Here is a 24,815-nt window from a genome sequence, read left to right as displayed (position 1 = left end):
TCGCATTCTTTTAACGACAAGGAGACAACCACCATGCAGCGCAGGACTTTCACCCTCCATGCCCTGGCCCTCGGCGCAGGTAGCGCCCTGGGCGCCTTGCCGGCCCTCGCCCAGGCGCCGTGGCCCGCAGGCAAGACCATCACCTACCTGGTGCCGTTCGCGGCGGGTGGCACGACCGACACGCTGGGCCGGCTGATCAGCCAGCAGCTGGGCACGGCCCTGGGCACCACGGTGGTCGTGGACAACAAGGGTGGGGCGGGCGGCAGCGTGGGTTCCGAGATCGCGGCACGGGCCGCCCCGGACGGCTACACGCTGCTGGGGGGCACCATCAGCTCGCACGCGATCAACGTGAGCCTCTATCCCAAGCTGGGCTACGACCCGGTCAAATCCTTCGCGCCCGTGACGCTGATCGGCACCAATCCTGTGGTGCTCGTGGTGGCCGCCGGCAGCCCCTACAAGACGCTGCAGGACGTGCTCGCGGCGGCGAAGGCCAAGCCTGGCGGGCTTTCGTCGGCCTCGGCCGGCACGGGTACCTCGCAGCATCTGGCCCTGGAACTGCTGGCCTACAGGTCGGGCGTGAAGTTCACCCACGTGCCCTACAAAGGAAGCGGACCTGCGATCCAGGACGTGATCGGCGGCCAGGTGGACATGATGTTCGACACCACCGTGGTCGCGGCGCCGCACATCCAGAGCGGCAAGCTGCGCGCGATCGCCGTCACCTCGGCGAAGCGGCTGGCGTCCATGCCCGACGTGCCCACGGTGGCCGAATCGGGCGTGGCCAGCCTGAAGGACTTCGAGGTGGTGTCCTGGCAGGCGATCTTCGTGCCCGCGGGAACGCCCGCGCCCATCGTCAACCGGCTGCACGACGAGATCCGCAAGATCCTTGCCCAGCCCGACATGCAGGCCCGGCTCAGGGGCTTCGGCATGGAGCCGGCGGACCTGACCACCGCCCAGATCGCAGCCTTCCAGAAGGCCGAGGTCGAGAAATGGGCCCAGGTCATCAAGGCCGCGAACGTGAAGGCCGATTGAGGCCGGGGCGCGGTCAGAGCAACTGCGCGCGCAATCCCACCATGATGCGACGGCCGGCGGCGGGCTCGAAGAAGCGCCCGTTGCCGTCGTTGACGATCAGCGAGCCTGCGTAGCGGCGGTCGAACAGGTTGTCCAGCCGCGCCCAGGCCTGCCAGCGCACGGAGCCTCCGGTCTTCCATCCATAGCCGGCCTGCAGTCCGGCGACGGCATAGCCGGGGGCCGCCTCGGTGTTGGCGTCGTTGGCCTGCACCCGGGAGGACAGGTCCACCGCGGCGCCCAGCGTCCACCGTGCGTCGGGCGCGTAGTCCAGCGACAGGCGGGCCGTGTGGCGCGCCGTGCCCGGCAGGCGGTTGCCGGAAGGCACCGCCACGCCGCCCGCGCCGGTGTAGGGACTGGCGAAGAAGGCGTCCAGATAGGTGTAGGCGGCGCGCGGTACGAAGGCGCCCATGCGCGCGCTCCAGCCCAGTTCCATGCCGCGGCGCCGCACGCGGTCGGCATTCTGGTACACCGTGCGGCCATTGACCGTCGCCGCGGGAACGATCTCTCCGCGCGTGCGGGCGTCGAACCAGGCGGCCTCCAGGCGGTGCACGCCGCCCTGCCATTTGGCGCCCACCTCGAACTGGCGGTTGCGCGCGGCTTCCAGCCCGTAGTTCGGACCGCTGTTGCTGCGGCTGTAGGCCATCTCGGCCAGCGTGGGCGTCTCGATGCCTCCACCGGCATTGGCATACAGGTTCAGGTGCTCCGAAGCGGCCCAGACCAGGCCCACGGCCGGGCTGGTGCGATGCCAGGTGCGCTCGCCGCTGTCGTCGGGGTTGGCGGCGCTGGCCGGAAAGCGGTCGTCCACGGCCAGCCGGACCCGGGTCGCTCGCAGCCCGGCGATCGCGCGCACGGTGGGGGCGATCCAGGCGTCCACCTGGGCGAAGAGGTCGGTGTTGCCCGCACGGTCCTGCTCGTCGCGCCGCAGCGCGCCGGGCACGCCCGTATCGTTGACGAAACCCTGGCGGTGCTCGGAGAGCCGGTCGGCATCCAGCCCCACCGTCCAGGACCAGGGCAGGCCCGCGGCAGTGCGGTCGCTGTGCGTCCAGGCGGCGCCGAGGCCGTAGTAGTCGCGGTCCAGGTCCACCACGCCGCCGGCGCTGTTGGCGGCCCCGCCGGAGAAGGACAGGGTCTGGAACAGGCTGCGGGTGCCGCCGTAGAGCCTTGCGCGCACGCTGTCCGTGGCGCTCAGCGCATGCTCCACCACCAGGCCGAGCTGGTTCTGCCGCACGGTCTTGCGGGTGTCGAAGCTGTACGCCACCGCCGGGGCCTGGCGGGGATCGGCCCGCCACTGCTCGCGCGTCAGGCCGAGCGGGTCCTGCGCCAGCGGCTGGTCGAAAAGGTTCACCAGCACCGTGACGCGGGTGTCGCCGGAGGGCCGTGCCACCACCTTGGCGTTCAGGTGCGTGCGGCGCGCGGCGCCGTGGTCCCGCCAGCCGTCGGTCTCGAAGCGGGAGATGTCCACCAGCCCGCCCAGGGTCCGGTCGCCCGCGTCGAACGATGCCTCGGCCATGCGCTGGCCGTAGGACCCCGCGGCCACCGAGGCCGAGGCCCCGCCGCCTTCCCGTGGATCGCGCGTGGTGACCTGCAGCACGCCGCCCGCCGCGTTGCCGTACTGCTGGGCGAGCGGCCCGCGCAGTACTTCCACCTGCGAGGCGGATGGCAGCTGGGCCGTGGCCGCCTGGCCCTGGCCGTCCGGCATCGTGGCCGGGATGCCATCGACGAGGATGCGCACGCCCCGCACGCCGAAGGTGGAGCGCGACCCGAAGCCGCGCACCGCGATCTGGAGATCCTGCGCGTAGTTCTGGCGGTCGGACACCGCCACGCCGGGCTGGCCGGCCAGCAGTTCGGACAGGTTCACGAGCGGCGTCGTGGCGGTGAAAGGGTCCAGGGCGATGGCCGTATGGCTCGCGGCGGCATCGAAGCGGCGCTGGGCCGCCGCCTGGCCGCCGGACACCTCGACGGCCGGCAGCGCGGGGTCGGGGCCGGGGCCGGCGGCCTGGGCCATGGCTGCCTGCGGGCTGCCGGCCCACAGCGCACAGCCGGCCACGACCGCCCAGACCGGCGCCGAAGCACGGGCGGCGGGGCCGGAGGGCGAAAGGAAGAGGGCCGCGTTCTGGAGAGGGGCTATGCCGCGCATGCGGATCAGCTGCGCGGCGCCGGGGCCTGGCCGACCACGCTGCTGGGCTGCGCCGGCTCGATCACGCCGCACAGGACGCGGCCACCGGAGTTGCCGGCCGGATTGCTCTTGTAGTCGTCTTCCTTCTCGTGCACCACGAGGGCACGGCCCATGATGGAAGCCTTGCCCGGGGTGAGCGTGACGTTGGTGTTCAGGTAGCGCAGCGTGCCGCGGCCATCCGCGCCCACGGTGATGTTGGGCAACTCGCCGGCATGGGCCTTGTCGATGGGCGCTCCGGGCTGGCCGTGCTGGTGGGACATGCCGGGGTCGAAATGCCCGCCCGCGGCGCCAAAGGGGATGGTCTTGCCGGTGGCGGCATCCGGCCCGGGAGCGCACTGGCCATTGGCGTGGATGTGGAAGCCGTGCAGGCCGGAGGAAAGCCCCTGCACCTGCGCGGCGATTTCCACGCCGCTGGGCGTTTCAGTCAGGACGGCCGTGCCCGCAGGCTGGCCGTCCGCGGTCATCAGGCGGGCCGAGGCCGTGGCGCGCTCCGGGCCGGGTACCGGCATCTTCGTGGCGCTGCCGGCAGCTTCCACGGCGTGGGCGGCGGGCGTGCCCTGTGCCTGGCCCGGGCCCTGGGCACCGCAACCCGCGAGGGCGAGCGCGGCACCCGCAGCCGCCAGCGCGGCGGCCGGGCGCAGGAGACGGAGAGAGGAGGGGATCGGGCGGAACAGGTGCAGGGTCATGGTCGGCGGTCGGTGTAGAAGGACAAAAGGCCCTGCAATGCAGGGCCGCGGCACCCGAGCAGCATGCGGCGCGATTTCCGCCTGCCGCGTAGGACAACCGCCCGGGGAGCCCGGCTGGGCCTCCGGCAGCGGCAGCCGCGCCATCCCGGAAAGGGGCTCAGGCGCCGGATTTGCGGACGAGCCGCAGGATACTGGAGAAATCCAGTCCGCCGTGGCCGGCCAGGCTATGCGCCGCATAAAGGCTGCGCGCAAGTCCCCCCAGAGGTGTGGCCGCTTTCACTGCGGTGGCGTTCTCCTGCGCGAGCCCGAGGTCCTTGAGCATCAGGTCGGTGCCGAAGCCTCCCGCGTAGTCCTTGCTCGCCGGGGCCTGGGGCATGACGCCGGGCCAGGGGTTGTATTTCTCCAGGGCCCAGTTGCCGCCCGAACTGCGGCGCATGATCTCGCTCAGCACCGCCGGGTCCAGGCCGTTGGCGACGCCCAGGGCGAGGGCCTCGCTGGTGCCGGCCATCAGGATGCCCAGCAGCATGTTGTTGCAGATCTTGGCGGTCTGGCCCGCGCCCACACCACCCGCGTGGAAGATGTTGGCGCCCATTTTCTCCAGCACCGGGCGGGCGCGTTCCAGATCGGCCGCATCCCCGCCGACCATGAAGGTCAGCGTGCCGGCGATGGCACCGCCCGTGCCGCCGGAGACGGGCGCGTCGATGAAGGCGATGCCGCGTTCCCGCGCGGCATCGGCCACCTTGCGCGATGTGGCCGCCGCGATGGTGGAGCAGTCGATCACCAGCGTGCCGGCGGGCAACTGGGGCAGCAGGCCGGCCTGCTGGCCGCTTCCCAGGAAAAGCGCCTCCACGTGCGGGCTGGCCGGCAGCATGCTGATGACCACCTCGGCACCCTCCACGCAGGCGCCGGCATCGGTGGCGATGCGCACCCCGTCGGCCGCCAGCCTGTCGCAGGCGGGCCTGGACAGGTCGAAAGCGCCGACGTCATGGCCGGCTTTGTGCAGGTTCAGGGCCATGGGGCCGCCCATGTTGCCCAGGCCGATGAATGCGATCTTCATGTGTTGTCTCCTTGGGGTGGTGAATCGGTGTGCAGGCCGGTGGACGGGACGCGTCCCTTCAGTCATCGGCCTCGAAAATGCTGTGGCGCCGCGGGGCTGTCTTGGCCGGCGGTGCTTTCGAGGCCGGGGCCGCAGTCGGGGCAGTCTTGCGGCGCTTCGGGCTCGCTTTGGCGCGCGGGTTGTAGGCCAGGGCTTCATCCAGCCAGAAGGCCCATTGCGCGGCACGCGCATAGCCGTGCGGCTCGATCCAGAAGTAGCCCTGCATGCCGCCGGGAGAGAGCTCGCGCGTGTTCTGCATTTCCTGGAATTCGCCGTGGCGCTCCGGTGGCAGTCGCACCAGCAGCTCCGCACCTTTCACGCCGATGCAGAGCTTGCCGTCCACGAAGAAGGCCCGGCAACCGAACAGCGTGCGTTCTTCCATTGCCGTGGGGCCGCACCGCTGCGCGAGCGCATCGCGCACGGCATCGATGAGGTGCAGTGTCTCGTCGGAGAGGGGGCGGACAGGCATCTGACGGCGCTTCAACCGATGGTGCGGCAGGGCTCAGCGGATCGCGTCCGGCGCGTCGCCGTCCAGCATGCGCCGGGCGATGATGACGCGCATGATCTCGTTCGTGCCCTCCAGGATCTGGTGCACGCGCACATCGCGCAGCAGGCGCTCCAGCGGATATTCGCGGATGTAGCCATAGCCGCCGTGCAACTGCAGCGCCTCGTTCACCACGGCGAAGCCCGCATCGGTGGCGAAGCGCTTGGCCATGGCGCAGTAGGTGGAGGCGTCGCGCGCACCGGCATCGAGTTTGCTGGCGGCCAGCCGCACCATCTGCCGCGCGGCGACCAGCTCGGTTGCCATGTCGGCCAGCTTGAACTGCAGGGCCTGGAAGCTGGCGATGGCCTTGCCGAACTGTTTGCGGTCCTGCATGTATTGCCGTGCGGCGTTCAGCGCGCCCTGGGCCGCACCCACCGAACAGGTGGCGATGTTGATGCGGCCCCCGTCCAGGCCCTTCATGGCGATCTTGAAGCCCTCGCCCTCGGCTCCCAGCAGATGGTCGGCCGGGACGCGTACGTTGTCGAAACTGATGGTGCGCGTGGGCTGGCTGTTCCAGCCCATCTTCTCTTCCTTCCTGCCATAGTGGATGCCCGCCGCATCCGCCGGCACGGCGAAGGCGCTGATCCCTCCCGCGCCGGAATCGGGCGCGCCCGTGCGGGCCATGAGCACCAGCACATCGGTGCTGCCGGCGCCGCTGATGAAGGCCTTGGCACCGTTGACCACGTATTCGTTTCCGGCGCGCTCGGCGCGTGTCTTGAGCGAGGCCGCGTCCGAGCCCGCGCCCGGCTCGGTCAGGCAATAGCTGGCGAGCTTCTCGCCGCTGGTGAGCAGCGGGCCCCAGCGGTCCCGCACCGCATCGGTGGCCCAGGTGCCCAGCATCCAGGTCGCCATGTTGTGGATCGTGATGAAGGCGGTGGTGGAGGGGTCGATGGCGGCCATCTCTTCGAACACCAGCGTGGCGTCCAGCCGGGGCAGGGCGAGGCCGCCGGCGTTCTCGGGTGCGTAGAGGCCGCAGAAGCCCAGGGCGCCGGCTTTCGCGATCGCCTCGCGCGGGAAGATGCCTTCCGCGTCCCAGTGCGCGGCATGGGGCGCCAGTTCGGCCCGGGCGAATTCCCGGGCGGTGTCGGCGAAGGCGCGTTGTTCTTCGGTCAGCTCGAAATCCATGGTACGTGTCTCGTCCTGCTCATTGTTTTGTCTTTGCCGTCCTGGTGGGCGACGTGGATGCGCCGTCCCCGTTAGGGTTTCGCGGATGGATGCTCCAGTGTCAGCCAGCGCATCAGGCCCCGGCGCCGCGATTCGGTTTCAGCCGCCAGGCACTCGTGGTAGAGCCGCGGCCCTTCGGGCAGCGCTTCGGTCGCCCGCGTCGCCTGCTTGCACCGCGTGACGCGCTCGCGCTGCCACGCGGCCTGCTCCTGCCGCAGCTGCGGCCGCTCGTGCGCCGACAGCGCCCGCATCACGTCGCCGTACAGGATCGCGATGGCGGTATCCGCCTGCTGCCAGGCCTGCACCGCACAGGCATTGGTTTCGGCGACCGTGCCCCCGGGCTGGCAGGCCGCACCCGCCTGGGCATGCGCGCCGGCACTGCACATCAAAACGGCGAGGGCTACAGCGACTCTGAATGCCTCGGTCGGTCGTTGCCAAATCTTGAGAATGTCCATCCTTCGCTTGTACCACTGCACCAGATACTGGTGCGGCCCAGGCCAGCGGCAGCCGCGCAGCGGCTCAGGGGGTTATTTCAGGCTTATCGTCGTGTTCACGCCATGGCCGATCGTGCTGTCGTCGAACCACCGCGCCGTCACCGTCTTGGTCTGGGTATAGAACAGCACCACCTGCTTGCCGTAAGGTCCCAGGTCGCCGAGCTTGGAGGCGCGCGAGCCCGAGAAAGAGAACAGCGGCACCGGCACGGGAATCGGCACGTTGATGCCCACCTGGCCCACGTCGATCTCTTCCTGGAACTTGCGCGCCGCCGCGCCCGACTGCGTGAAGATGGCGGTGCCGTTGCCGTTCGGATTGGCGTTGATGAACTCGATCGCCTCGTCGATGTCCTTGGCCGCCGCCAGGCACAGCACGGGGCCGAAGATCTCCTGGTCGTAGATGGACATGCCGGGCTTCACGCCGCTGAAGATGGTCGGTCCGACGAAGTTGCCCTTCTCGTAACCCGCCACCTGGGGCTTGCGGCCGTCCAGCTCCAGCGTCGCGCCGTCAGCGATGCCGCGCTCGATCAGGCCCTCCACACGGTCCCTGGCGGCGCAGGAGACCAGCGGTCCCACGTCCGTGCCCTTCTCGGTGCCGGCATTCACCTTGAGCGTCCTGGCCTTGGCGACCAGGTCGGGAATCCACTGCTGCGCCTCGCCCACCAGCACCACCACCGACAGCGCCATGCAGCGCTGGCCCGCGGCGCCGAAGGCCGCGCCGGCCAGGGCGTTGAGCGTCTGCTCCTTGTTGGCGTCGGGCATGACGATGGCGTGGTTCTTCGCGCCCATCATGCACTGCACGCGCTTGCCGTTCAGGCTGGCGCGGTTGTAGACGTGCGTGCCGACCTTGGTCGAGCCCACGAAGCTGATGGCCTTGATGTCGGGGTGGTCGCAGATGGCATTCACCGCATCCTCGCCGCCGTGCACCACGTTCAGCACGCCGGGCGGGATGCCGGCCTCCAGCGCCAGTTCGCACAGGCGCATGGTCACCATCGGGTCCTGCTCGCTGGGCTTGAGCACGAAGGTGTTGCCGGTGGCGATGGCCATGGGGAACATCCAGAGCGGGATCATGGCCGGGAAGTTGAACGGCGTGATGCCCGCACACACCCCCAGCGGCTGCATCAGCGTATAGGTATCGACGCCGCCAGCCACGTTGTTGGCCAGTTCGCCCAACTGAAGGTTGCCGATGGCGCTGGCATGCTCCACCACCTCCAGGCCGCGGAACACGTCGCCTTCGGCATCGGGCAGGGTCTTGCCCTGCTCGGCCGTCAGCAGTGCGGCCAGCTCGGCCATGTTCTCGCGGATGAGCTGCTGGTATTTCAGGAAGATGCGTGCCCGGGCGCCGATGGCGGTCTTCTTCCAGGTCTTGAAGGCTTCCTTGCCGGAGGCCACGGCGGCATCGATCTCTTCCGGCGTGGCGAAAGGCACGCGCGCGAGCACTTCCTGCGTGGCGGGGTTCACCACGTTGCGCCACTGGGTGGTCCTGGATTCGACGAACTTGCCGCCGATGAGCAGCTTGACCGTGGGCGCCAGTATGGCCGTGGATTGGGGGGCATTCATGCGCTTGTCTCCTGTCGGGGTTGGAATAAGTGCGCCGGCGCTGGCCCAGCGCGCCGGCACATGCTATCCGTGCGAAATTGCAAGATCAATAGAGAAAAATCGCACGGGTGCTTTGCGAAATTGCACAGCACAATCCCCACATCGAACACCACGTCACCGCCTTATGGATTGGGAAAACCTGCGCTATTTCCTGGAACTGGCCCGGACCGGCACGCTGGCCGCCGCTGCGCGCCGAACCGGCGTGGAACACACCACCGTCGCGCGCCGCATCCAGGCCCTGGAGAAACAGATGGGCGAATCCCTGTTCGCCCGCGAGGCCGGCGGGCACCGGCTGACCGAAGCGGGCCGGCACCTGCTTCCGGCCGTCGAGGCGATGGAGACGGCCGTGCTCGGCGTCGAGCGGGTGCGGCCCAGCGGCATCGGTCCTGCAGGCCTCGTGCGCGTGGGCGCCACGGAGGGCTTCGGCACGCAGGTGCTCGCTCCGCACCTCGCGCGGCTGACGCTGCAGTACCCGCACCTCAGCGTGGACCTGCTGGCCTTGCCCCGCATGCTGCACCTGTCCCGCCGGGAGGCGGACATCGTCATTTCGCTGGAGCGGCCCACGCGCGGCGCCGTGATCGTGTCCAAACTGGCGGACTACACCCTGCGCCTGTATGGCCAGAAGGAATATCTGGCCCGCAGGCCGGCCATCACCCGGCGCGAGGACCTGCGCCACCATGCATTCGTCAGCTATGTGGATGACCTGCTGTTCACCAAGGAACTGCAGTTCCTGGACCAGCTCGTGCCACCCGAGCGCTTCGCGTTCCGCAGCACCAGCGTCGCGGCGCAGTGCGAGGCGGTGCGTGCCGGGGCCGGACTGGGGGTGCTGCCGGCTTTCCTGGCCGACAGCGATCCACTGCTGGAGCGCGTGTTGCCCGAGGAGGCACGTTTCACCCGCACGTTCTGGATGAGCATGCCGGCCGAGGCCAAATACCAGGCGCGTACCCAGGCCGTCTGGGATTTCCTCAAGGAGGTCGGCCAACAGGAGGCTCCGAGGCTCATGCCCGCCTGATACGGGGTGTTTCAATTCAAAGAAACATTAATGGTCTGCATGACCTGTCAGATCAAGGTCCGTGCACGGAGGCGTGCAATCATCCCTGCATTGCATTCCAGAAGATTTCGAGGGTAGGGGCAGGGGAAGCGCTGCGGCTGACGGGGCTGTGCACTCCTGAAGGAGCCTGCTGCGTGCGTCGCGCCAGCATGCCGCGTGCCGTGTCGCCGCGGCGCCTGGGCCATGCGCCGCGCAGGTCGGTGTGAGACGTGCATGCGCTGCCAGTCGCCATCTCCCGGCCGGGGGCGCTGCCCGCATGCCATGGCTGTCGAGATCGCGGTCCCATGAACATTCTCATCTTCCATTCCATTCCCTATCCGCACGTGGAGTACCACCGCGGGATCGACCATTCCCGGCACGACGTGACCTATTTCGGTCCTGTGGAGGCGCTGGACACGGTGCCCGAGGGGCTGCGCTGCAGCAGGGTCGCGCGCCCCGGCGCCGCCGGGGCCTGCGAAGAGGCGCGTGCCTGGATGGCGGCCCATCCTTCCGTGGTGTTCGACCGGGTCATCGCCCTGTCGGAGGGGGAGCGCCTCGAGGCCGCCCGCCTGCGCGAATGGCTGGGCCTGCCGGGCGACCGGTCCGAGAAGGTCGCGGCCCTGCGCAACAAGCTCTGGATGAAACAGGCCGTCGCCGCCGCAGGGCTGCGCGTGCCGCGCTTCGCGTCCCTTCCCGCCTTCCTCGCCCGCCGGGATGGCCCTCCCTGGCAGGGTCGGACCGTCCTCAAGCCCCACAGCGGCGCGGCCAGCGAAGACGTGGCCGTCTTCGCGACCGCTTCGGAGGCCCGGGCCGCCGTGCTGGGCTTCTGCTCCGGCATTCCCCGGCTGGACGCCCTGCAGGCCGTGGACGCCTGCGGTGACTTCGAGGTGGAGGAGTACGTGGAAGGGCCCGTCCTGCACTTCGACGGGGTGGTCGCAGGCGGCACGGTCTTCGCGCTCGCCGCCAGCCGCTACCTCAATACCTGCCTGGACTATGCCCGCGGAGCGCCGCTGGGTTCCATCCACATTCCCCTGGACGAGCGCATGCGCCACTGGGTCGCACGCGCCCTGGAGGGGCTCGGCATGCGCGATGGCTGCTTCCACCTGGAGGCGATCGAGCAGGGTGGCGACCTGGTTTTCCTGGAGATCGACCATCCCGTCGATGTCCCCCACGGCATCGCCACGTTCGAGCGGGCCACGGGCATCCATCTGCCGTCGGTGGAGCTGCACCGGCTGCTCGGCGAGGCCGGGGAGAACGAAGCACCTCCCCTGGGGCGGGAGGCCGGCTTCGCCGATCCGGGGCGGTGCTGGCACGGCTGGTTCGCCGTGCCCGGGCACCACCTGGGTTGCGCCACCCATCCCGGCCTCGAGGGCATCGCCGTGTTCCGGCGCAGCGACGCGGTGGTCGGCTGGAGCGAGCTCCCGCCAGGCGCGCCGCTGCCCGGAAGGGTCACCTACCGGACCGATGCACTGCCGCTGGCAGGCATCGTCGCCACCGCGGCCCCGCCGCAAACCCAGGCCTGGATGGAGTCGCTTTTCGCGGCGGTGCAATGGAAGCCCGCCGCGCCGCATGCCGTGCCGGAAGCCGCCCCGGTTCCCGCGGCCGTGCAGCCGGCCACCGCATGAGCTGCCGCGTGCCGCCGGCCGGGTGCCGGCAAAAGTGGCGCGAGTTGGGTCTAAGATCCGCGCTTTCCGGCCAGCGGAACCACACGCCGCCCGCACTGTCGGGCGGCTCCTTTCCGGCCCTTGCCCGGCTTCGTCCGCCTCGAGCGGCGATGCGCGCGGGCCGGTTTCCCCAGTCTCTTCCATTGGAGTTCCCTGAATGACACCTCAGGCCACGCCCCCAGGGCACGACCCCGCGGGGCACGACCACCTGCAGCGCAACCTCACCAACCGGCACATCCAGCTCATCGCCATCGGCGGTGCGATCGGCACCGGGCTTTTCATGGGGTCCGGCAAGACCATCAGCCTCGCGGGCCCGTCCATCGTGTTCGTCTACATGGTGATCGGCTTCGTGCTGTTCTTCGTGATGCGCGCCATGGGCGAATTGCTGCTGTCCGACCTGCGCTACAAGTCCTTCATCGATTTTTCCGCCGACCTGCTCGGGCCCTGGGCAGGGTTCTTCACCGGCTGGACCTACTGGTTCTGCTGGATCGTGACGGGCATCGCCGACGTGATCGCGATATCGGCATACACCCAGTTCTGGTTTCCGCACATTCCGCAGTGGGCGCCGGCCCTGGCCTGCGTCGGCCTGCTGCTGTCGCTCAACCTCCTCACCGTCAAGCTCTTCGGCGAGATCGAATTCTGGTTCGCCATGGTCAAGATCGTCGCCATCGTGGCGCTGGTCGCCACCGGCCTGTACATGGTGGGCGCGGGCTTCGTCGCCCCGGCGGGGCACCAGGCCAGCCTGAGCAACCTCTGGAACGATGGCGGCATGTTCCCGCACGGGCTGATGGGCTTCTTCGCCGGCTTCCAGATCGCGGTGTTCGCCTTCTCGGGCATCGAGCTGGTGGGCACCACCGCGGCGGAGGCGCAGGATCCGGAGCGCAGCCTGCCGCGGGCCATCAACTCCATTCCCGTGCGCATCATCGTCTTCTACGTGCTGGCGCTGGTCGCCATCATGGCGGTCACGCCATGGCGCGAGGTCGTGCCCGGCAAGAGCCCGTTCGTGGAACTGTTCGTGCTCGCCGGGCTTCCGGCCGCTGCAGGCATCATCAACTTCGTCGTGCTGACTTCGGCCGCCTCGTCGGCCAACAGCGGCGTGTTCTCCACCAGCCGCATGCTCTACGGACTGGCGCTGAAAGAGGATGCACCCCGGGCCTTCCGCCACCTGTCGAAGCAGAGTGTTCCGTCCCGCGGCCTGCTGTTCTCGTGCACCTGCCTGCTGGCCGGTGCCCTGCTGATGTGGGTGATCCCCGACCTCGTGGAAGCGTTCACCCTGGTCACCACCGTGTCGGCCATCCTGTTCATGTTCACCTGGTCGCTGATCCTGCTGTCCTATATCGCCTACCGGCGCAACCGTCCGGAGCGGCACGCCGCATCCATCTACAGGATGCCCGGCGGCGTGGCGATGTGCGCGGCCTGCCTGGCGTTCTTCGTGTTCATCCTGGGGCTGCTGGCGCTGGAGTCGGACACGCGCAAGGCGCTCATCGCGACCCCGCTCTGGTTCGTGCTGCTGGGGGCGGCCTACAGCCTGCTGCGCCCCGGGTCCCGCCGGGCGGCTGCGCTGGCCGGCGACACGGGGATGGCTCCGGGCCCGGTGCCCGGACCGGCTTCCAGCCGCTGAACGCGCAGGGCGTTCCAGAGAGGGCGGCGCCGGGCCCTCGCGGGGCGCGGCATCGTGCCGCGCTGTCCGAAAAGCCGGGCGCTTGCCGCCTTCTTCCGGGGATCGGCGCGCCGCAGGCTGCGTAACCTTCCCGGGAGCGCATGCGGTTTCGCTCCGGGCAGGGTGCCCGGGCGGCGGGCGCCATTCCTGAGGAGCCTGCGGCCATGTCCCCCATCATTTCCGGTCTCGCGTCCGTCGCGTCCATGCTGTACAACGCAGCCTCCTCGTCCAGGTCGTCCTCCGGCCCGGCAGGCAAGGGTGCCGACACCTCCTCCCTGCCCGACCCCTCGGCGGTCGTGACGCTGAGCCAGGATGCGGGCGGCCTCGCCCGCCTGGCCGGCCAGGGCGTGATGGCGTCCACGGCACAGTCTCAGGCCGGCGTGCTGGCCACGGGCGGATCGGCCGGCGGTGCGCTGCAGGCGCTGTCGTCCAACCGCGCCGTGCCGAAGGAAGACTTCCAGGCGCTGCTCACGCGCTTCGGCGCCACGGACGCGCAGAAGGAGCAGCTCACGGCGGGCTTCGACGCCGACAAGGACGGCACCATCACGCGCGACGAATTCCTCCAGGGCCTCGCCCAGACGGCGGGCCCGCAGGGTTCGGGGGAGTTCGCTCAGTCCCTCCTGAAGCTGCTCGACCGCGGCGCCGCAGGCAATGCCGACGGCACGGTGGGCGCCAACGAGTTCAGCGCACTGACCACCGCGTTCGCGGACATGTCCCGGCGCCCGCGCAACATCCTCTGAAGGTGGCGGGGATTGGCCTGCAGCCTCCCGCGGCACCCGGGTGAGGCTACAATTGGAGGCTTTCCCGCAAAAACGTCGCCCGGCCGCAACCAAAGCAATCCTTCCATAAAGAGCAGTCCTCAGGTCCATCCCGAGGGCTCCGGGCGACCCGTAACCATCCGGAGAACCCAGTGCTTTTGTCTCTCAAGGGAACCTTCCCTCCCGCCATCCTGGCGCTCGCAGACGGCACGGTCTTTATTGGTCGCTCGATCGGTGCCACCGGCACCACGGTCGGTGAAGTGGTGTTCAACACCGCCATCACCGGCTACCAGGAAATCCTCACCGACCCCAGCTATTGCCAGCAGATCGTCACGCTGACGTATCCGCACATCGGCAACTACGGTGTCAACACGGAGGACGTCGAGGCCGACAAGATCCATGCCGCAGGTCTCATCATCAAGGACCTGCCCCTGCTGGCCAGCAATTTCCGCAGCACCGAAACGCTGTCGCAATACCTCGTGCGCGGGAGCACGGTGGCCATCGCCGACATCGACACCCGCAAGCTCACCCGCCTGCTGCGCGACAAGGGTGCGCAGAACGGCGCGATCCTGGGCCTGGCGGCCGGCGAGGCGGTGACGCAGGCGCGCATCGACGAAGCCCTGGCGGCCGCCAAGGCGGCGCCCAGCATGAAGGGCCTGGACCTCGCCCAGGTGGTGAGCACGCCGTCTTCCTACGTCTGGGAGCAGACCGAGTGGAAGCTCGGCGAAGGCTACGGCCGGCAGGAGGCTCCCCGCTTCCACGTGGTGGCGTACGACTACGGCGTGAAGAAGAACATCCTGCGCATGCTGGCCGAGCGGGGCTGCAAGCTCACCGTGGTGCCGGCGAAGACCCCGGCCGCCGACGTGCTCGCGATGCGCCCGGACGGCGTGTTCCTGTCCAACGGCCCCGGCGATCCGGAACCCTGCGACTACGCCATCGAGGCCACGCGCCAGATCATCGATGCCGGCGTGCCCACCTTCGGCATCTGCCTGGGCCACCAGATCATGGCCCTGGCGAGCGGCGCGAAGACCTTCAAGATGGACAACAGCCACCACGGCGCCAACCATCCCGTGAAGGACCTGGACAACGGCCGCGTGAGCATCACCAGCCAGAACCACGGCTTCGCCGTGGAGGCCGATTCGCTGCCCGCCAACCTGCGCGCCACCCACGTGAGCCTGTTCGACGGCACGCTGCAGGGCCTGGAGCGCACCGACCAGCCTGCGTTCTGCTTCCAGGGGCACCCGGAAGCCTCGCCCGGCCCGCACGATATCGCCTACCTGTTCGACCGCTTCACCGCGCTGATGGAGAAGAAGTAATGCCAAAGCGCACCGACCTCAAATCGATCCTCATCATCGGCGCCGGCCCGATCATCATCGGCCAGGCCTGCGAGTTCGACTACTCCGGCGTGCAGGCCTGCAAGGCGCTGCGCGAAGAGGGCTACAAGGTCATCCTGATCAACAGCAACCCCGCCACGATCATGACCGATCCGGCCACGGCCGACGTCACCTACATCGAGCCCATCACCTGGCAGACGGTCGAGAAGATCATCGCCAAGGAGCGCCCGGACGCCATCCTGCCCACCATGGGCGGCCAGACCGCGCTCAACTGCGCGCTCGACCTGTGGCGCAACGGCGTGCTGCACAAGTACAAGGTGGAGCTGATCGGCGCCACCCCCGAGGCCATCGACAAGGCCGAGGACCGCCTGAAGTTCAAGGACGCGATGACCCGCATCGGCCTGGGCTCCGCCCGCTCCGGCATCGCCCACTCGATGGACGAGGCCTGGGCCGTGCAGCGCAGCGTGGGCTTCCCCACGGTGATCCGTCCCAGCTTCACGCTGGGCGGCACCGGCGGCGGCATCGCCTACAACCCGGAAGAGTTCGAGACCATCTGCAAGCGCGGCCTGGAAGCCTCGCCCACCAACGAGCTGCTGATCGAGGAATCGCTGCTCGGCTGGAAAGAGTACGAGATGGAAGTGGTCCGCGACAAGAAGGACAACTGCATCATCGTCTGCTCCATCGAGAACCTGGACCCGATGGGCGTGCACACGGGCGACTCGATCACCGTGGCGCCCGCGCAGACGCTCACCGACAAGGAATACCAGATCATGCGCAACGCCTCGCTCGCGGTGCTGCGCGAGATCGGCGTGGACACGGGCGGCTCCAACGTGCAGTTCTCGGTGAATCCGAAGGACGGCCGCATGATCGTCATCGAGATGAACCCGCGCGTGTCGCGCTCATCGGCGCTGGCCTCCAAGGCCACGGGTTTCCCGATCGCCAAAGTGGCCGCCAAGCTGGCCGTGGGCTATACGCTCGACGAGCTGCGCAACGACATCACCGGCGGCGCGACGCCGGCCTCGTTCGAGCCCTCGATCGACTACGTGGTGACCAAGATCCCGCGTTTCGCGTTCGAGAAGTTCCCCGCGGCCGACAGCCGCCTGACCACGCAGATGAAGTCCGTGGGCGAGGTGATGGCCATGGGCCGCACCTTCCAGGAGTCCTTCCAGAAAGCCCTGCGCGGCCTGGAAGTCGGCGTGGACGGCATGAACGAGAAGACCCAGGACCGCGAGCTGCTCGAAAAGGAACTGGGCGAGCCCGGCCCCGAGCGCATCTGGTACGTGGGCGATGCCTTCGCCATGGGCCTGTCGGTGGACGAGGTGCATGACCTCACCAAGATCGACAAGTGGTTCCTGGTGCAGATCGAGGAGATCGTGAAGATCGAGCTCGACCTCGACCGGCTCTACGACGAGAAGGGCGAGGGCGCGCTGGCCGCGCTGGACGCCGACACGCTGCGCGTGCTCAAGAAGAAGGGCTTCTCCGACCGCCGCCTGGCCAAGCTGCTCAAGACCAGCGAGAAGGCCGTGCGCGAGGCGCGCCGCGCGCTGAACGTGCGCCCCGTGTACAAGCGCGTGGACACCTGCGCCGCCGAGTTTCCCACCAACACCGCCTACATGTACTCGACCTACGAGGAAGAGTGCGAGGCCGCGCCGTCTTCGAAGAAGAAGATCATGGTGCTGGGCGGCGGGCCGAACCGCATCGGCCAGGGCATCGAGTTCGACTACTGCTGCGTGCACGCCGCGCTCGCCATGCGCGAGGACGGCTACGAGACCATCATGGTCAACTGCAACCCCGAGACGGTGTCCACCGACTACGACACCTCCGACCGCCTGTACTTCGAGCCGCTCACGCTCGAGGACGTGCTCGAGATCGTGGACAAGGAAAAGCCCACCGGCGTGATCGTGCAGTACGGCGGCCAGACGCCGCTGAAGCTCGCGCTGGGCCTGGAGGCCGAGGGCGTGCCGATCATCGGCACCAGCCCCGACATGATCGACGCCGCGGAAGACCGCGAGCGGTTCCAGAAGCTGCTGGGCGACCTCGGCCTGCGCCAGCCGCCCAACGCCACGGCCCGCACCGAAGCCGAGGCGCTGGAGAAGGCCGCCACCCTGGGCTACCCGCTCGTGGTGCGTCCCAGCTACGTGCTGGGCGGCCGTGCGATGGAGATCGTGCACGAGCAGCGCGACCTCGAGCGCTACATGCGCGAGGCCGTCAAGGTGAGCAATGATTCCCCGGTGCTGCTGGACCGCTTCCTGAACGATGCGATCGAGTGCGACGTGGACTGCCTGCGCGACCCCGAAGGCAAGGTGTTCATCGGCGGCGTGATGGAACACATCGAGCAGGCCGGCGTGCACTCGGGCGACTCCGCCTGCTCGCTGCCGCCGTACTACCTCTCCAAGGCCACGGTGGACGAGCTCAAGCGCCAGACCGCCGCCATGGCCGAGGGCCTGAGCGTGGTGGGCCTGATGAACGTGCAGTTCGCCATCCAGGAGCGTGAAGAGAACGGCACCAGGCAGGACGTGATCTACGTGCTGGAAGTGAACCCCCGCGCCTCGCGCACGGTGCCGTTCGTCTCCAAGGCCACGGGCATCCAGCTGGCGAAGGTGGCCGCGCGCTGCATGGCCGGCCAGTCGCTCGCATCCCAGGGCATCACCGAAGAGGTGACGCCGCCGTACTTCAGCGTGAAGGAAGCGGTGTTCCCGTTCGTGAAGTTCCCGGGCGTGGACACCATCCTCGGCCCCGAGATGAAGTCCACCGGCGAGGTGATGGGCGTGGGCAAGACCTTCGGCGAAGCCTTCGTCAAGAGCCAGCTCGGTGCCGGCACCAAGCTGCCCACTTCGGGCAGGGTGTTCCTGACGGTGAAGAACAGCGACAAGCCGCGCGCCGTGGCGATCGCCCGCGAACTCGCCGCCATGGGTTTCGACCTCGTGGCCACCAAGGGCACGGCCGCGGCGATTTCCGATGCCGGCGTGCCGGTGAAGGTGGTCAACAAGGTCACGGAAGGCCGTCCCCACATCGTGGACATGATCAAGAACGACGAGATCGTGATGGTCATCAACACGGTGGAGGAGCGCCGCAACGCGATCGCCGACTCCCGCGCGATCCGCACCAGCTCGCTGCTGGCGCGCGTGACCACGTTCACGACCATCTTCGGCGCGGAAGCGGCCGTGGAAGGCATGAAGCACCTGCAGAACCTGGACGTGTATTCGGTGCAGGAACTGCATGCGCAGCTGACCGCCGCGTGACGCCGTCCGCACGCCTGTCCCGCACGGGCCTGCACCGTGCGGCTCCAGGTGCGTGCGGGCATGAAAAACCGGCATAATTTGCCGGTGACCTATTCAAGACCGCCGCGCGGCAACGCGCGGCGGTTTGCTTTTGGGGCGCAGCCAAACCCATCCGCGGTCTGCTGCGCCGGTAGGCCGCGCGTGCGCGCGGCATGAGTTGAACGTGGAGACTGATTCAATGGCCACCATTCCCATCACCAAGCGCGGCGCCGAAAAGCTCAAGGAGGAGCTGCACCGCCTGAAGACCGTCGAGCGGCCCGCCGTCATCAATGCCATCGCGGAAGCCCGCGCGCAGGGCGATCTGAGCGAAAACGCCGAGTACGAAGCCGCCAAGGACCGCCAGGGCTTCATCGAGGGCCGCATACAGGAGGTGGAGGGCAAGCTGTCCGCCGCGCAGGTGATCGATCCCGCGCAACTGGACGCAGGCGGCAGGGTGGTGTTCGGTGCCACGGTCGATCTCGAGGACGAGGAGTCCGGCGACCAGGTGACCTACCAGATCGTGGGCGAGGACGAGGCGGACCTCAAGCAGGGCCTGATCAACGTGTCCAGCCCGATCGCACGCGCGCTCATCGGTAAGGAAGAGGGCGATACGGCCGAAGTGCAGGCACCCGGCGGCCTGCGCCGCTACGAGGTCGTGGCCGTCCGCTACCAGTAAGCGACACGGTTCCCCGCGCCGCCGAGCACGCCATGCGCCACCGCCTGCCCATCCTGCTGGCCGCCCTGTGGTGGGGCAGCCTTTCCGCGATCGGCTTCCTGGCCGTGCCCATGCTGTTCGCGCACCTGCCGACGCCCGCCATGGCCGGGAACATGGCGGCCCGCCTGTTCGAGGCGCAGACCTTCGTTTCCGCCGCCTGCGGCATGGGCCTGCTCCTGGCATCGCAGCGCAGGGGCGACGCGCCGCAGGAGGCCTGGGCCAGGGAGGCGATGCCCTGGATCATCGGCGGCCTGCTGCTGGCCTTGCTCGTGCAGTACGGCGTGGCGCCGCGCATCGTGGCACGCACCCAGCTCAAGCTGTGGCACAGCGTGGGAACGGTGATGTATGCCCTGCAGTGGCTGTGCGCCCTGCGGGTGCTGTGGCGCGCTTCCGCGCCGCGCTAGAACGTACCGGCCCGCGCATCGCAGGCAGGGCGGCCGACGGACGCGCCTGCCGTGGCGTCACTCCCGCCAGTGCTCCGCCACCCAGGGCGTGGGCTCGATATGGCGGAACCGGCGGTTGCGCCGGCCTGCGAGGGCGTCCGGCGGATTGCATTCCCCGTGGAAGATCACCACGCGCGCACCGGGCGGAATCGCCGGTGGCCGCCAGTAGTTGGCAGGCCAGCGCGGAATGCTGTGGTACTTGAAGCTCGGGCACCAGGCCGCGGGCCAGTAGCTGAGCTTGCCCTGGCGGTGCAGGAAATCCGACAGGTAGGCCTGTTCGTTGCGGAATTGCGCGCGGATCGATTCGAAGTTCTCGCGAAAATACTCCAGCACGCCCGGGTGCGCGCCGATCTCGAACCGATAGACGGATGAATTGCCGGTGATCCGCCAGGGTCGCTTGTAGTCGTGGATGATGACGAACTCGCCCGGCTGGGTGAAGAAATCGTCCAGCGGGCCGACCACCACCACGTCCACGTCGAGGAACAGCGCCGTACCGCGCAGCCCGTACAGCTCGGGGTGGAAGGTGGCCAGCTTGGTCCAGCCGCGCTCCGGGATGCCCGCAGGCAGCTCGAGCGCGGGAATGGGAAAGCACTCCACCTCCTGCCGGATGCCCCGGGAATCGTCCGTCAGGCAGATGAAGCGGAACGGGCCCGAGAGATGCCGGCGCACCATGGCGTACAGCCGGTTCACGTATTCCGGTCCGTACTTCGTGCCCCACTTCATGCAGAGGATGTGGCGCTGGGGGGCATGTGCCAACCCCTGCACCTGCGCGGCGCCGGTATCCGTGCCCATCGCGTCAGTTCCCCTGCATCAATCCGCCTGCCGCTTCTTCACGGAGGTCTGCTTCGGCTTCTTGGCGCGCTTGATCTGGCCGCCGGGCGTCAGGCGCTGGTTGCCGAGCACGCGCAGCTGCTTCACTTCCGGCCGCTGGCCGCCGCGCTTGCTGAATTTGAGGACCTTCACGTCCCGCGGGCCGGGCATGCGGTCTTCGTCGATCGCCCTGGCCTTCTTCGCCGGGGGGCGCCAGAGCACGATGAGCTTGCCGATGTGCTGGATCGGCGCGGCATTCAATTCATCGGCCAGCTGCTGGTAGATCTGGTCGCGCGCGGCCCGGTCGTCACCGAGAATGCGCACCTTGATGAGGCCGTGGGCCGACAGCGCGGCATCGACCTCTTTCTGGACCGCTGCGGTGAGGCCGTCGCCGCCGATCATCACCACGGGGTCCAGGTGGTGGGCGTTGGCGCGGTGTTCCCGGCGCTCCGCGGGGGTCAATTGGATTTGGGGCATGGGCCGTATTATCGAGGCAGGATGAAAGCCAACACGAAAAGCAAGAAGGTGAACAAGGCGTGGCTCCATGACCACGTCAACGACACCTACGTCAAGCTCGCCCAGAAAGAGGGCTACCGCGCACGCGCCGCCTACAAGCTCAAGGAGATCGACGAAACGCTCGGGCTCATTCGCCCGGGCCAGGTGGTGGTCGATCTCGGTTCCGCGCCTGGCGCCTGGAGCCAGTACCTGCGCAGGCGCATGGCGCCCGCCGGCGCGGCCACCGGCCAGCTCAACGGCACGCTCATCGCGCTCGACATCCTCCCCATGGAGCCGATCGAGGGCGTCACCTTCCTGCAGGGCGACTTCCGCGAGGAAGACGTGCTCGCGCGGCTGCAGGAGGCCGTGCAGGGCCGGCCGGTGGACGTGGTGGTGTCGGACATGGCACCCAACCTGTCGGGCGTGGAGTCGGTCGATGCCGTGCGAATCGCCCACCTGATCGAGCTGGCGGTGGATTTCGCGCAGCAGCATCTCAAGCCGGACGGTGCGCTGGTGGTGAAACTCTTCCACGGCAGCGGATACGCCCAGCTGGTGCAGCTTTTCAAGGAACACTTCCGTACTGTCAAACCGATGAAGCCCAAGGCATCGCGCGACAAATCGTCCGAAACCTTTCTCGTCGGAATGGGTTTGCGCAAATAACCCGGCGGGAATTTTTCCCGCCCCCGTGCAGGCGGCCATGCCGCGGGCGGGCCGGCCGGATGCCCGAGCTATGGTGACCATAGCCGCGGTTGGGGTAAAGGCAAGGTGGCGCTCGCCTTGAAAGGCCTAAAATGCGCCCTAAATGCGCTGGAACATGCCCCCGGTGAGCGTCTGATCCGGCCATTGTTCTCCCCCTCGATTCTGGAGCCCCGCTTTGAACAATCAATGGTTTTCGAAAATTGCCGTGTGGCTCGTGATCGCCATGGTGCTTTTCACGGTGTTCAAGCAATTCGACACCCGTGCGGGCGCCAGCGCCGGCAACATCGGGTATTCGGAGTTCCTGGAAGAAGTGCGTGGCGGCCGCATCAAGAACGCCACCATCCAGGAAGGGCAGGGCGGCACCGAGATCGTCGCCACCACCAACGATGACCGCAAGGTCCGCACCACGGCCACGTATCTCGACCGCGGCCTGGTCGGCGACCTCATCAACAACAACGTCAAGTTCGACGTCAAGCCCCGCGAGGAAGGTTCCCTGCTCATGACCCTGCTGGTCAGCTGGGGCCCCATGCTGCTGCTGATCGGCGTGTGGGTGTACTTCATGCGGCAGATGCAGGGCGGCGGCAAGGGCGGTGCCTTCAGCTTCGGCAAGAGCAAGGCGCGCATGCTCGACGAGAACAACAACACCGTGACCTTCGCCGACGTGGCCGGCTGCGACGAGGCCAAGGAAGAGGTCAAGGAAGTCGTCGATTTCCTGAAGGACCCGCAGAAGTTCCAGAAGCTGGGCGGCCGCATCCCGCGCGGCCTGCTGCTGGTCGGCCCTCCCGGCACCGGCAAGACGCTGCTGGCCAAGTCCATCGCCGGCGAGGCCAAGGTGCCGTTCTTCAGCATCTCCGGTTCCGACTTCGTCGAGATGTTCGTCGGCGTGGGCGCGGCCCGCGTGCGCGACATGTTCGAGAATGCCAAGAAGAACGCTCCCTGCATCATCTTCATCGATGAAATCGACGCCGTGGGCCGCCAGCGTGGCGCCGGCCTGGGCGGCGGCAACGACGAGCGCGAGCAGACCCTCAACCAGATGCTGGTCGAGATGGACGGCTTCGAGACCAACCTGGGCGTCATCGTGGTCGCCGCGACCAACCGCCCGGACATCCTGGACGCCGCCCTGCTGCGCCCCGGCCGCTTCGACCGCCAGGTGTACGTCACGCTGCCGGACATCCGCGGCCGCGAGCAGATCCTGAACGTCCACATGCGCAAGGTGCCCGTGGGCCAGGACGTGAACGCCGCCGTGATCGCCCGCGGCACGCCGGGCATGTCCGGCGCCGACCTCGCCAACCTCTGCAACGAAGCCGCGCTGATGGCCGCCCGCCGCAATGCGCGCACGGTGGAGATGCAGGACTTCGAGAAGGCCAAGGACAAGATCATCATGGGCCCCGAGCGCAAGAGCATGGTCATGCCCGAGGAAGAGCGCCGCAACACGGCCTACCACGAGGCCGGCCACGCCCTCATCGGCAAGCTGCTGCCCAAGTGCGATCCCGTCCACAAGGTCACCATCATCCCGCGCGGCCGCGCGCTGGGCGTGACGATGAGCCTGCCCGAGAAGGACCGCTACAGCTACGACCGCGAATACATGCTCAACCAGATCAGCATGCTGTTCGGCGGGCGGATCGCGGAAGAGGTCTTCATGAACCAGATGACGACCGGCGCCAGCAACGACTTCGAGCGCGCGACCTCGATCGCCCGCGACATGGTCACGCGCTACGGCATGACCGAGGCCCTGGGCCCCATGGTCTATGCCGAGAACGAAGGCGAAGTCTTCCTCGGCCGTTCCGTCACCAAGACGAACAACATGAGCGAGCAGACGATGGAGAAGGTGGACGGCGAAGTCCGCCGCATCATCGACGAGCAGTACGCCCTGGCGCGCAAGCTCATCGAGGACAACCAGGACAAGATGCACGCCATGGCGCATGCGCTGCTCGAATGGGAAACCATCGACACCGAGCAGCTGGACGACATCATGGCGGGCAAGCCGCCGCGTCCTCCCAAGGACTGGACGCCCCGCACGCCGTCGTCCGGCGGTGACAACTCATCCGGCGGCGGAACGCCCGCGCCGGTGTCCAGCGATCCTGCTCCCACGGTGGCGTAAGGCGCAACGGCCTGCCGCGGGGCAGTGCACCGAAACGGGGCCTCGGCCCCGTTTTTGCGTTTGCAGCGGCTCTTTCTCAACAGACTTCACCACGTCGGTCACTTTCCTTCCATGCACTGGCAGACATCCCGCTTCCGCATCGATCTCTCGTGCCCCCAGGTCATGGGCATCCTGAATGTGACGCCGGACTCGTTTTCCGACGGCGGGCGCCATGCCTCGCTGCGGGATGCCTTGCGGCGCGGCGAGGCCCTGGTGCAGGACGGCGCCGACATCCTGGATATCGGGGGGGAATCGACCCGCCCCGGCAGCCCTGCGGTGCCCCTGGAGGAGGAACTGGCCCGCGTGGTGCCGGTGGTGAAGGAGGCCGTCGCCTGGGGCGTGCCCATTTCGGTGGACACCTACAAGCCCGCCGTCATGCAGGCGGTGCTGGACCTGGGCGCGGACATCGTCAACGACATATGGGCCCTGCGGCAGCCGGGTGCAGAGGAGGCGGTGGTGCGCCACGGCGCATGCGGCGTCTGCCTGATGCACATGCACGGCGAGCCGCAGACCATGCAGGTGGCGCCCATGGAGGGCGACGTGGTGGCGCCGGTGCAGGCCTTCCTGCGCAGCCGGGCCGATGCCCTGCACGGCCAGGGCGTGGCCAGGGACCGCATCGTGCTGGATCCCGGCATCGGGTTCGGCAAGACGGTGGAGCAGAATTTCTCCCTGCTGGCGCAGCAGGCGCGACTGGCTGCGGACGGCCATGCCTGGCTGGCTGGGTGGTCGCGGAAGTCGTCGCTGGGCGCGGTGACGGGGCTGCCGGTGGAGGAGCGGCTCGTGCCCAGCGTTGCCGCGGCCTTGCTGTCGGTGGAGCGGGGCGCCCGCATCGTGCGCGTGCACGATGTCGCGGAAACGTCCGCGGCGCTCAGGATCTGGTGCGCGGCCCGGATACCATCGGAGGATGGCGGCGCAAGCCCCGCATTCGTCAAGGCGCGGCCGTAGCCGCCTTCGCGGAGCGCCTGGCAGCCCATAAAAACCAG

The 24,815-nt window shown here is 68.5% G+C and carries 21 protein-coding genes; 12 read left to right on the top strand and 9 right to left on the bottom strand.

What is annotated here, in order from left to right; genetic code table 11:
• Positions 1–33 precede the first annotated feature (33 nt).
• Positions 34–1,029 (top strand): Bug family tripartite tricarboxylate transporter substrate binding protein, encoded by a 996-nt coding sequence (locus ACGHC0_RS13735; RefSeq protein WP_368351530.1) that lies wholly within the window; start codon positions 34–36, stop codon positions 1,027–1,029.
• 13 nt (positions 1,030–1,042) lie between these two features.
• Here the strand turns inward: ACGHC0_RS13735 and ACGHC0_RS13730 are convergent, their stop codons facing one another.
• From ACGHC0_RS13730 to ACGHC0_RS13700, 7 genes are all read right to left on the bottom strand, one after another.
• Entirely contained in the window at positions 1,043–3,205 is a 2,163-nt protein-coding gene (locus tag ACGHC0_RS13730; RefSeq protein WP_415265860.1) for a TonB-dependent receptor family protein, read from the bottom strand.
• 5 nt (positions 3,206–3,210) lie between these two features.
• Positions 3,211–3,930 (bottom strand): superoxide dismutase family protein, encoded by a 720-nt coding sequence (locus ACGHC0_RS13725; RefSeq protein ID WP_368351528.1) that lies wholly within the window; start codon positions 3,928–3,930, stop codon positions 3,211–3,213.
• A 157-nt stretch (positions 3,931–4,087) separates the two neighbouring features.
• Positions 4,088–4,987 carry a 3-hydroxyisobutyrate dehydrogenase gene (gene mmsB / locus ACGHC0_RS13720; RefSeq protein WP_368351527.1) on the bottom strand — a complete coding sequence of 300 codons (900 nt, stop codon included), beginning with the start codon at positions 4,985–4,987 and terminating at the stop codon, positions 4,088–4,090.
• A 58-nt stretch (positions 4,988–5,045) separates the two neighbouring features.
• Entirely contained in the window at positions 5,046–5,495 is a 450-nt protein-coding gene (locus ACGHC0_RS13715) for a TfoX/Sxy family protein (RefSeq protein WP_415265859.1), read from the bottom strand.
• Positions 5,496–5,528: 33 nt separating this feature from the next.
• Positions 5,529–6,695 carry an acyl-CoA dehydrogenase family protein gene (locus ACGHC0_RS13710; protein ID WP_415265858.1) on the bottom strand — a complete coding sequence of 389 codons (1,167 nt, stop codon included), beginning with the start codon at positions 6,693–6,695 and terminating at the stop codon, positions 5,529–5,531.
• A gap of 71 nt (positions 6,696–6,766) precedes the next feature.
• Complete coding sequence (locus ACGHC0_RS13705) at positions 6,767–7,189, bottom strand: lysozyme inhibitor LprI family protein (RefSeq protein WP_415265857.1); 423 nt, start codon at positions 7,187–7,189, stop codon at positions 6,767–6,769.
• A gap of 72 nt (positions 7,190–7,261) precedes the next feature.
• Complete coding sequence (locus tag ACGHC0_RS13700; protein WP_368351523.1) at positions 7,262–8,785, bottom strand: CoA-acylating methylmalonate-semialdehyde dehydrogenase; 1,524 nt, start codon at positions 8,783–8,785, stop codon at positions 7,262–7,264.
• Between the two features lie 163 nt (positions 8,786–8,948).
• Between ACGHC0_RS13700 and ACGHC0_RS13695 the strand changes: the two genes are divergently transcribed.
• The 8 genes from ACGHC0_RS13695 (at position 8,949) to ACGHC0_RS13660 (ending at position 19,649) form a co-directional block, all read left to right on the top strand.
• Complete coding sequence (locus ACGHC0_RS13695) at positions 8,949–9,836, top strand: LysR family transcriptional regulator (RefSeq protein ID WP_415265856.1); 888 nt, start codon at positions 8,949–8,951, stop codon at positions 9,834–9,836.
• A 323-nt stretch (positions 9,837–10,159) separates the two neighbouring features.
• Positions 10,160–11,479 carry an ATP-grasp domain-containing protein gene (locus tag ACGHC0_RS13690; protein WP_415265855.1) on the top strand — a complete coding sequence of 440 codons (1,320 nt, stop codon included), beginning with the start codon at positions 10,160–10,162 and terminating at the stop codon, positions 11,477–11,479.
• A gap of 196 nt (positions 11,480–11,675) precedes the next feature.
• Complete coding sequence (gene cycA, locus ACGHC0_RS13685) at positions 11,676–13,139, top strand: D-serine/D-alanine/glycine transporter (protein WP_415265854.1); 1,464 nt, start codon at positions 11,676–11,678, stop codon at positions 13,137–13,139.
• 203 nt (positions 13,140–13,342) lie between these two features.
• Entirely contained in the window at positions 13,343–13,918 is a 576-nt protein-coding gene (locus ACGHC0_RS13680; RefSeq protein WP_368351519.1) for a hypothetical protein, read from the top strand.
• Between the two features lie 170 nt (positions 13,919–14,088).
• A complete protein-coding gene (gene carA, locus ACGHC0_RS13675) occupies positions 14,089–15,252 on the top strand; it encodes a glutamine-hydrolyzing carbamoyl-phosphate synthase small subunit (protein ID WP_368351518.1) in 1,164 nt (387 codons plus the stop codon).
• Positions 15,252–18,512 carry a carbamoyl-phosphate synthase large subunit gene (gene carB, locus ACGHC0_RS13670; protein WP_368351517.1) on the top strand — a complete coding sequence of 1,087 codons (3,261 nt, stop codon included), beginning with the start codon at positions 15,252–15,254 and terminating at the stop codon, positions 18,510–18,512. Before carA ends, carB begins: the two co-directional genes overlap by 1 nt.
• Positions 18,513–18,729: 217 nt before the next feature.
• Entirely contained in the window at positions 18,730–19,206 is a 477-nt protein-coding gene (gene greA / locus ACGHC0_RS13665; protein WP_415265853.1) for a transcription elongation factor GreA, read from the top strand.
• Positions 19,207–19,238: 32 nt separating this feature from the next.
• Positions 19,239–19,649, top strand: a complete 411-nt coding sequence (locus ACGHC0_RS13660) for a DUF4149 domain-containing protein (RefSeq protein WP_368351515.1) — start codon at positions 19,239–19,241, stop codon at positions 19,647–19,649.
• 57 nt (positions 19,650–19,706) lie between these two features.
• On the opposite strand, the gene ACGHC0_RS13655 is transcribed toward ACGHC0_RS13660, so the two are convergent.
• Complete coding sequence (locus ACGHC0_RS13655) at positions 19,707–20,480, bottom strand: glycosyltransferase (RefSeq protein WP_415265852.1); 774 nt, start codon at positions 20,478–20,480, stop codon at positions 19,707–19,709.
• A gap of 18 nt (positions 20,481–20,498) precedes the next feature.
• A complete protein-coding gene (locus ACGHC0_RS13650; RefSeq protein WP_415265851.1) occupies positions 20,499–20,975 on the bottom strand; it encodes a YhbY family RNA-binding protein in 477 nt (158 codons plus the stop codon).
• A gap of 21 nt (positions 20,976–20,996) precedes the next feature.
• Here ACGHC0_RS13650 and ACGHC0_RS13645 point away from each other — a divergent pair, with 21 nt between their 5' ends.
• From ACGHC0_RS13645 to folP, 3 genes are all read left to right on the top strand, one after another.
• Positions 20,997–21,653, top strand: a complete 657-nt coding sequence (locus ACGHC0_RS13645; RefSeq protein ID WP_368351512.1) for an RlmE family RNA methyltransferase — start codon at positions 20,997–20,999, stop codon at positions 21,651–21,653.
• Between the two features lie 214 nt (positions 21,654–21,867).
• On the top strand, positions 21,868–23,793 hold the full coding sequence (ftsH, locus tag ACGHC0_RS13640; protein ID WP_368351511.1) for an ATP-dependent zinc metalloprotease FtsH: 1,926 nt from the start codon (positions 21,868–21,870) through the stop codon (positions 23,791–23,793).
• Between the two features lie 111 nt (positions 23,794–23,904).
• Positions 23,905–24,777, top strand: coding sequence for a dihydropteroate synthase (gene folP, locus ACGHC0_RS13635; protein ID WP_415265850.1), 873 nt, complete (start codon positions 23,905–23,907; stop codon positions 24,775–24,777).
• Positions 24,778–24,815: the final 38 nt, after the last annotated feature.

It is taken from the genome of Acidovorax sacchari, assembly GCF_042847045.1.
Taxonomy (GTDB): domain Bacteria; phylum Pseudomonadota; class Gammaproteobacteria; order Burkholderiales; family Burkholderiaceae_C; genus Paracidovorax; species Paracidovorax sacchari.
Note: the sequence above shows the minus strand (reverse complement) of the source record. Positions and strands in the feature narration are given on the sequence as shown.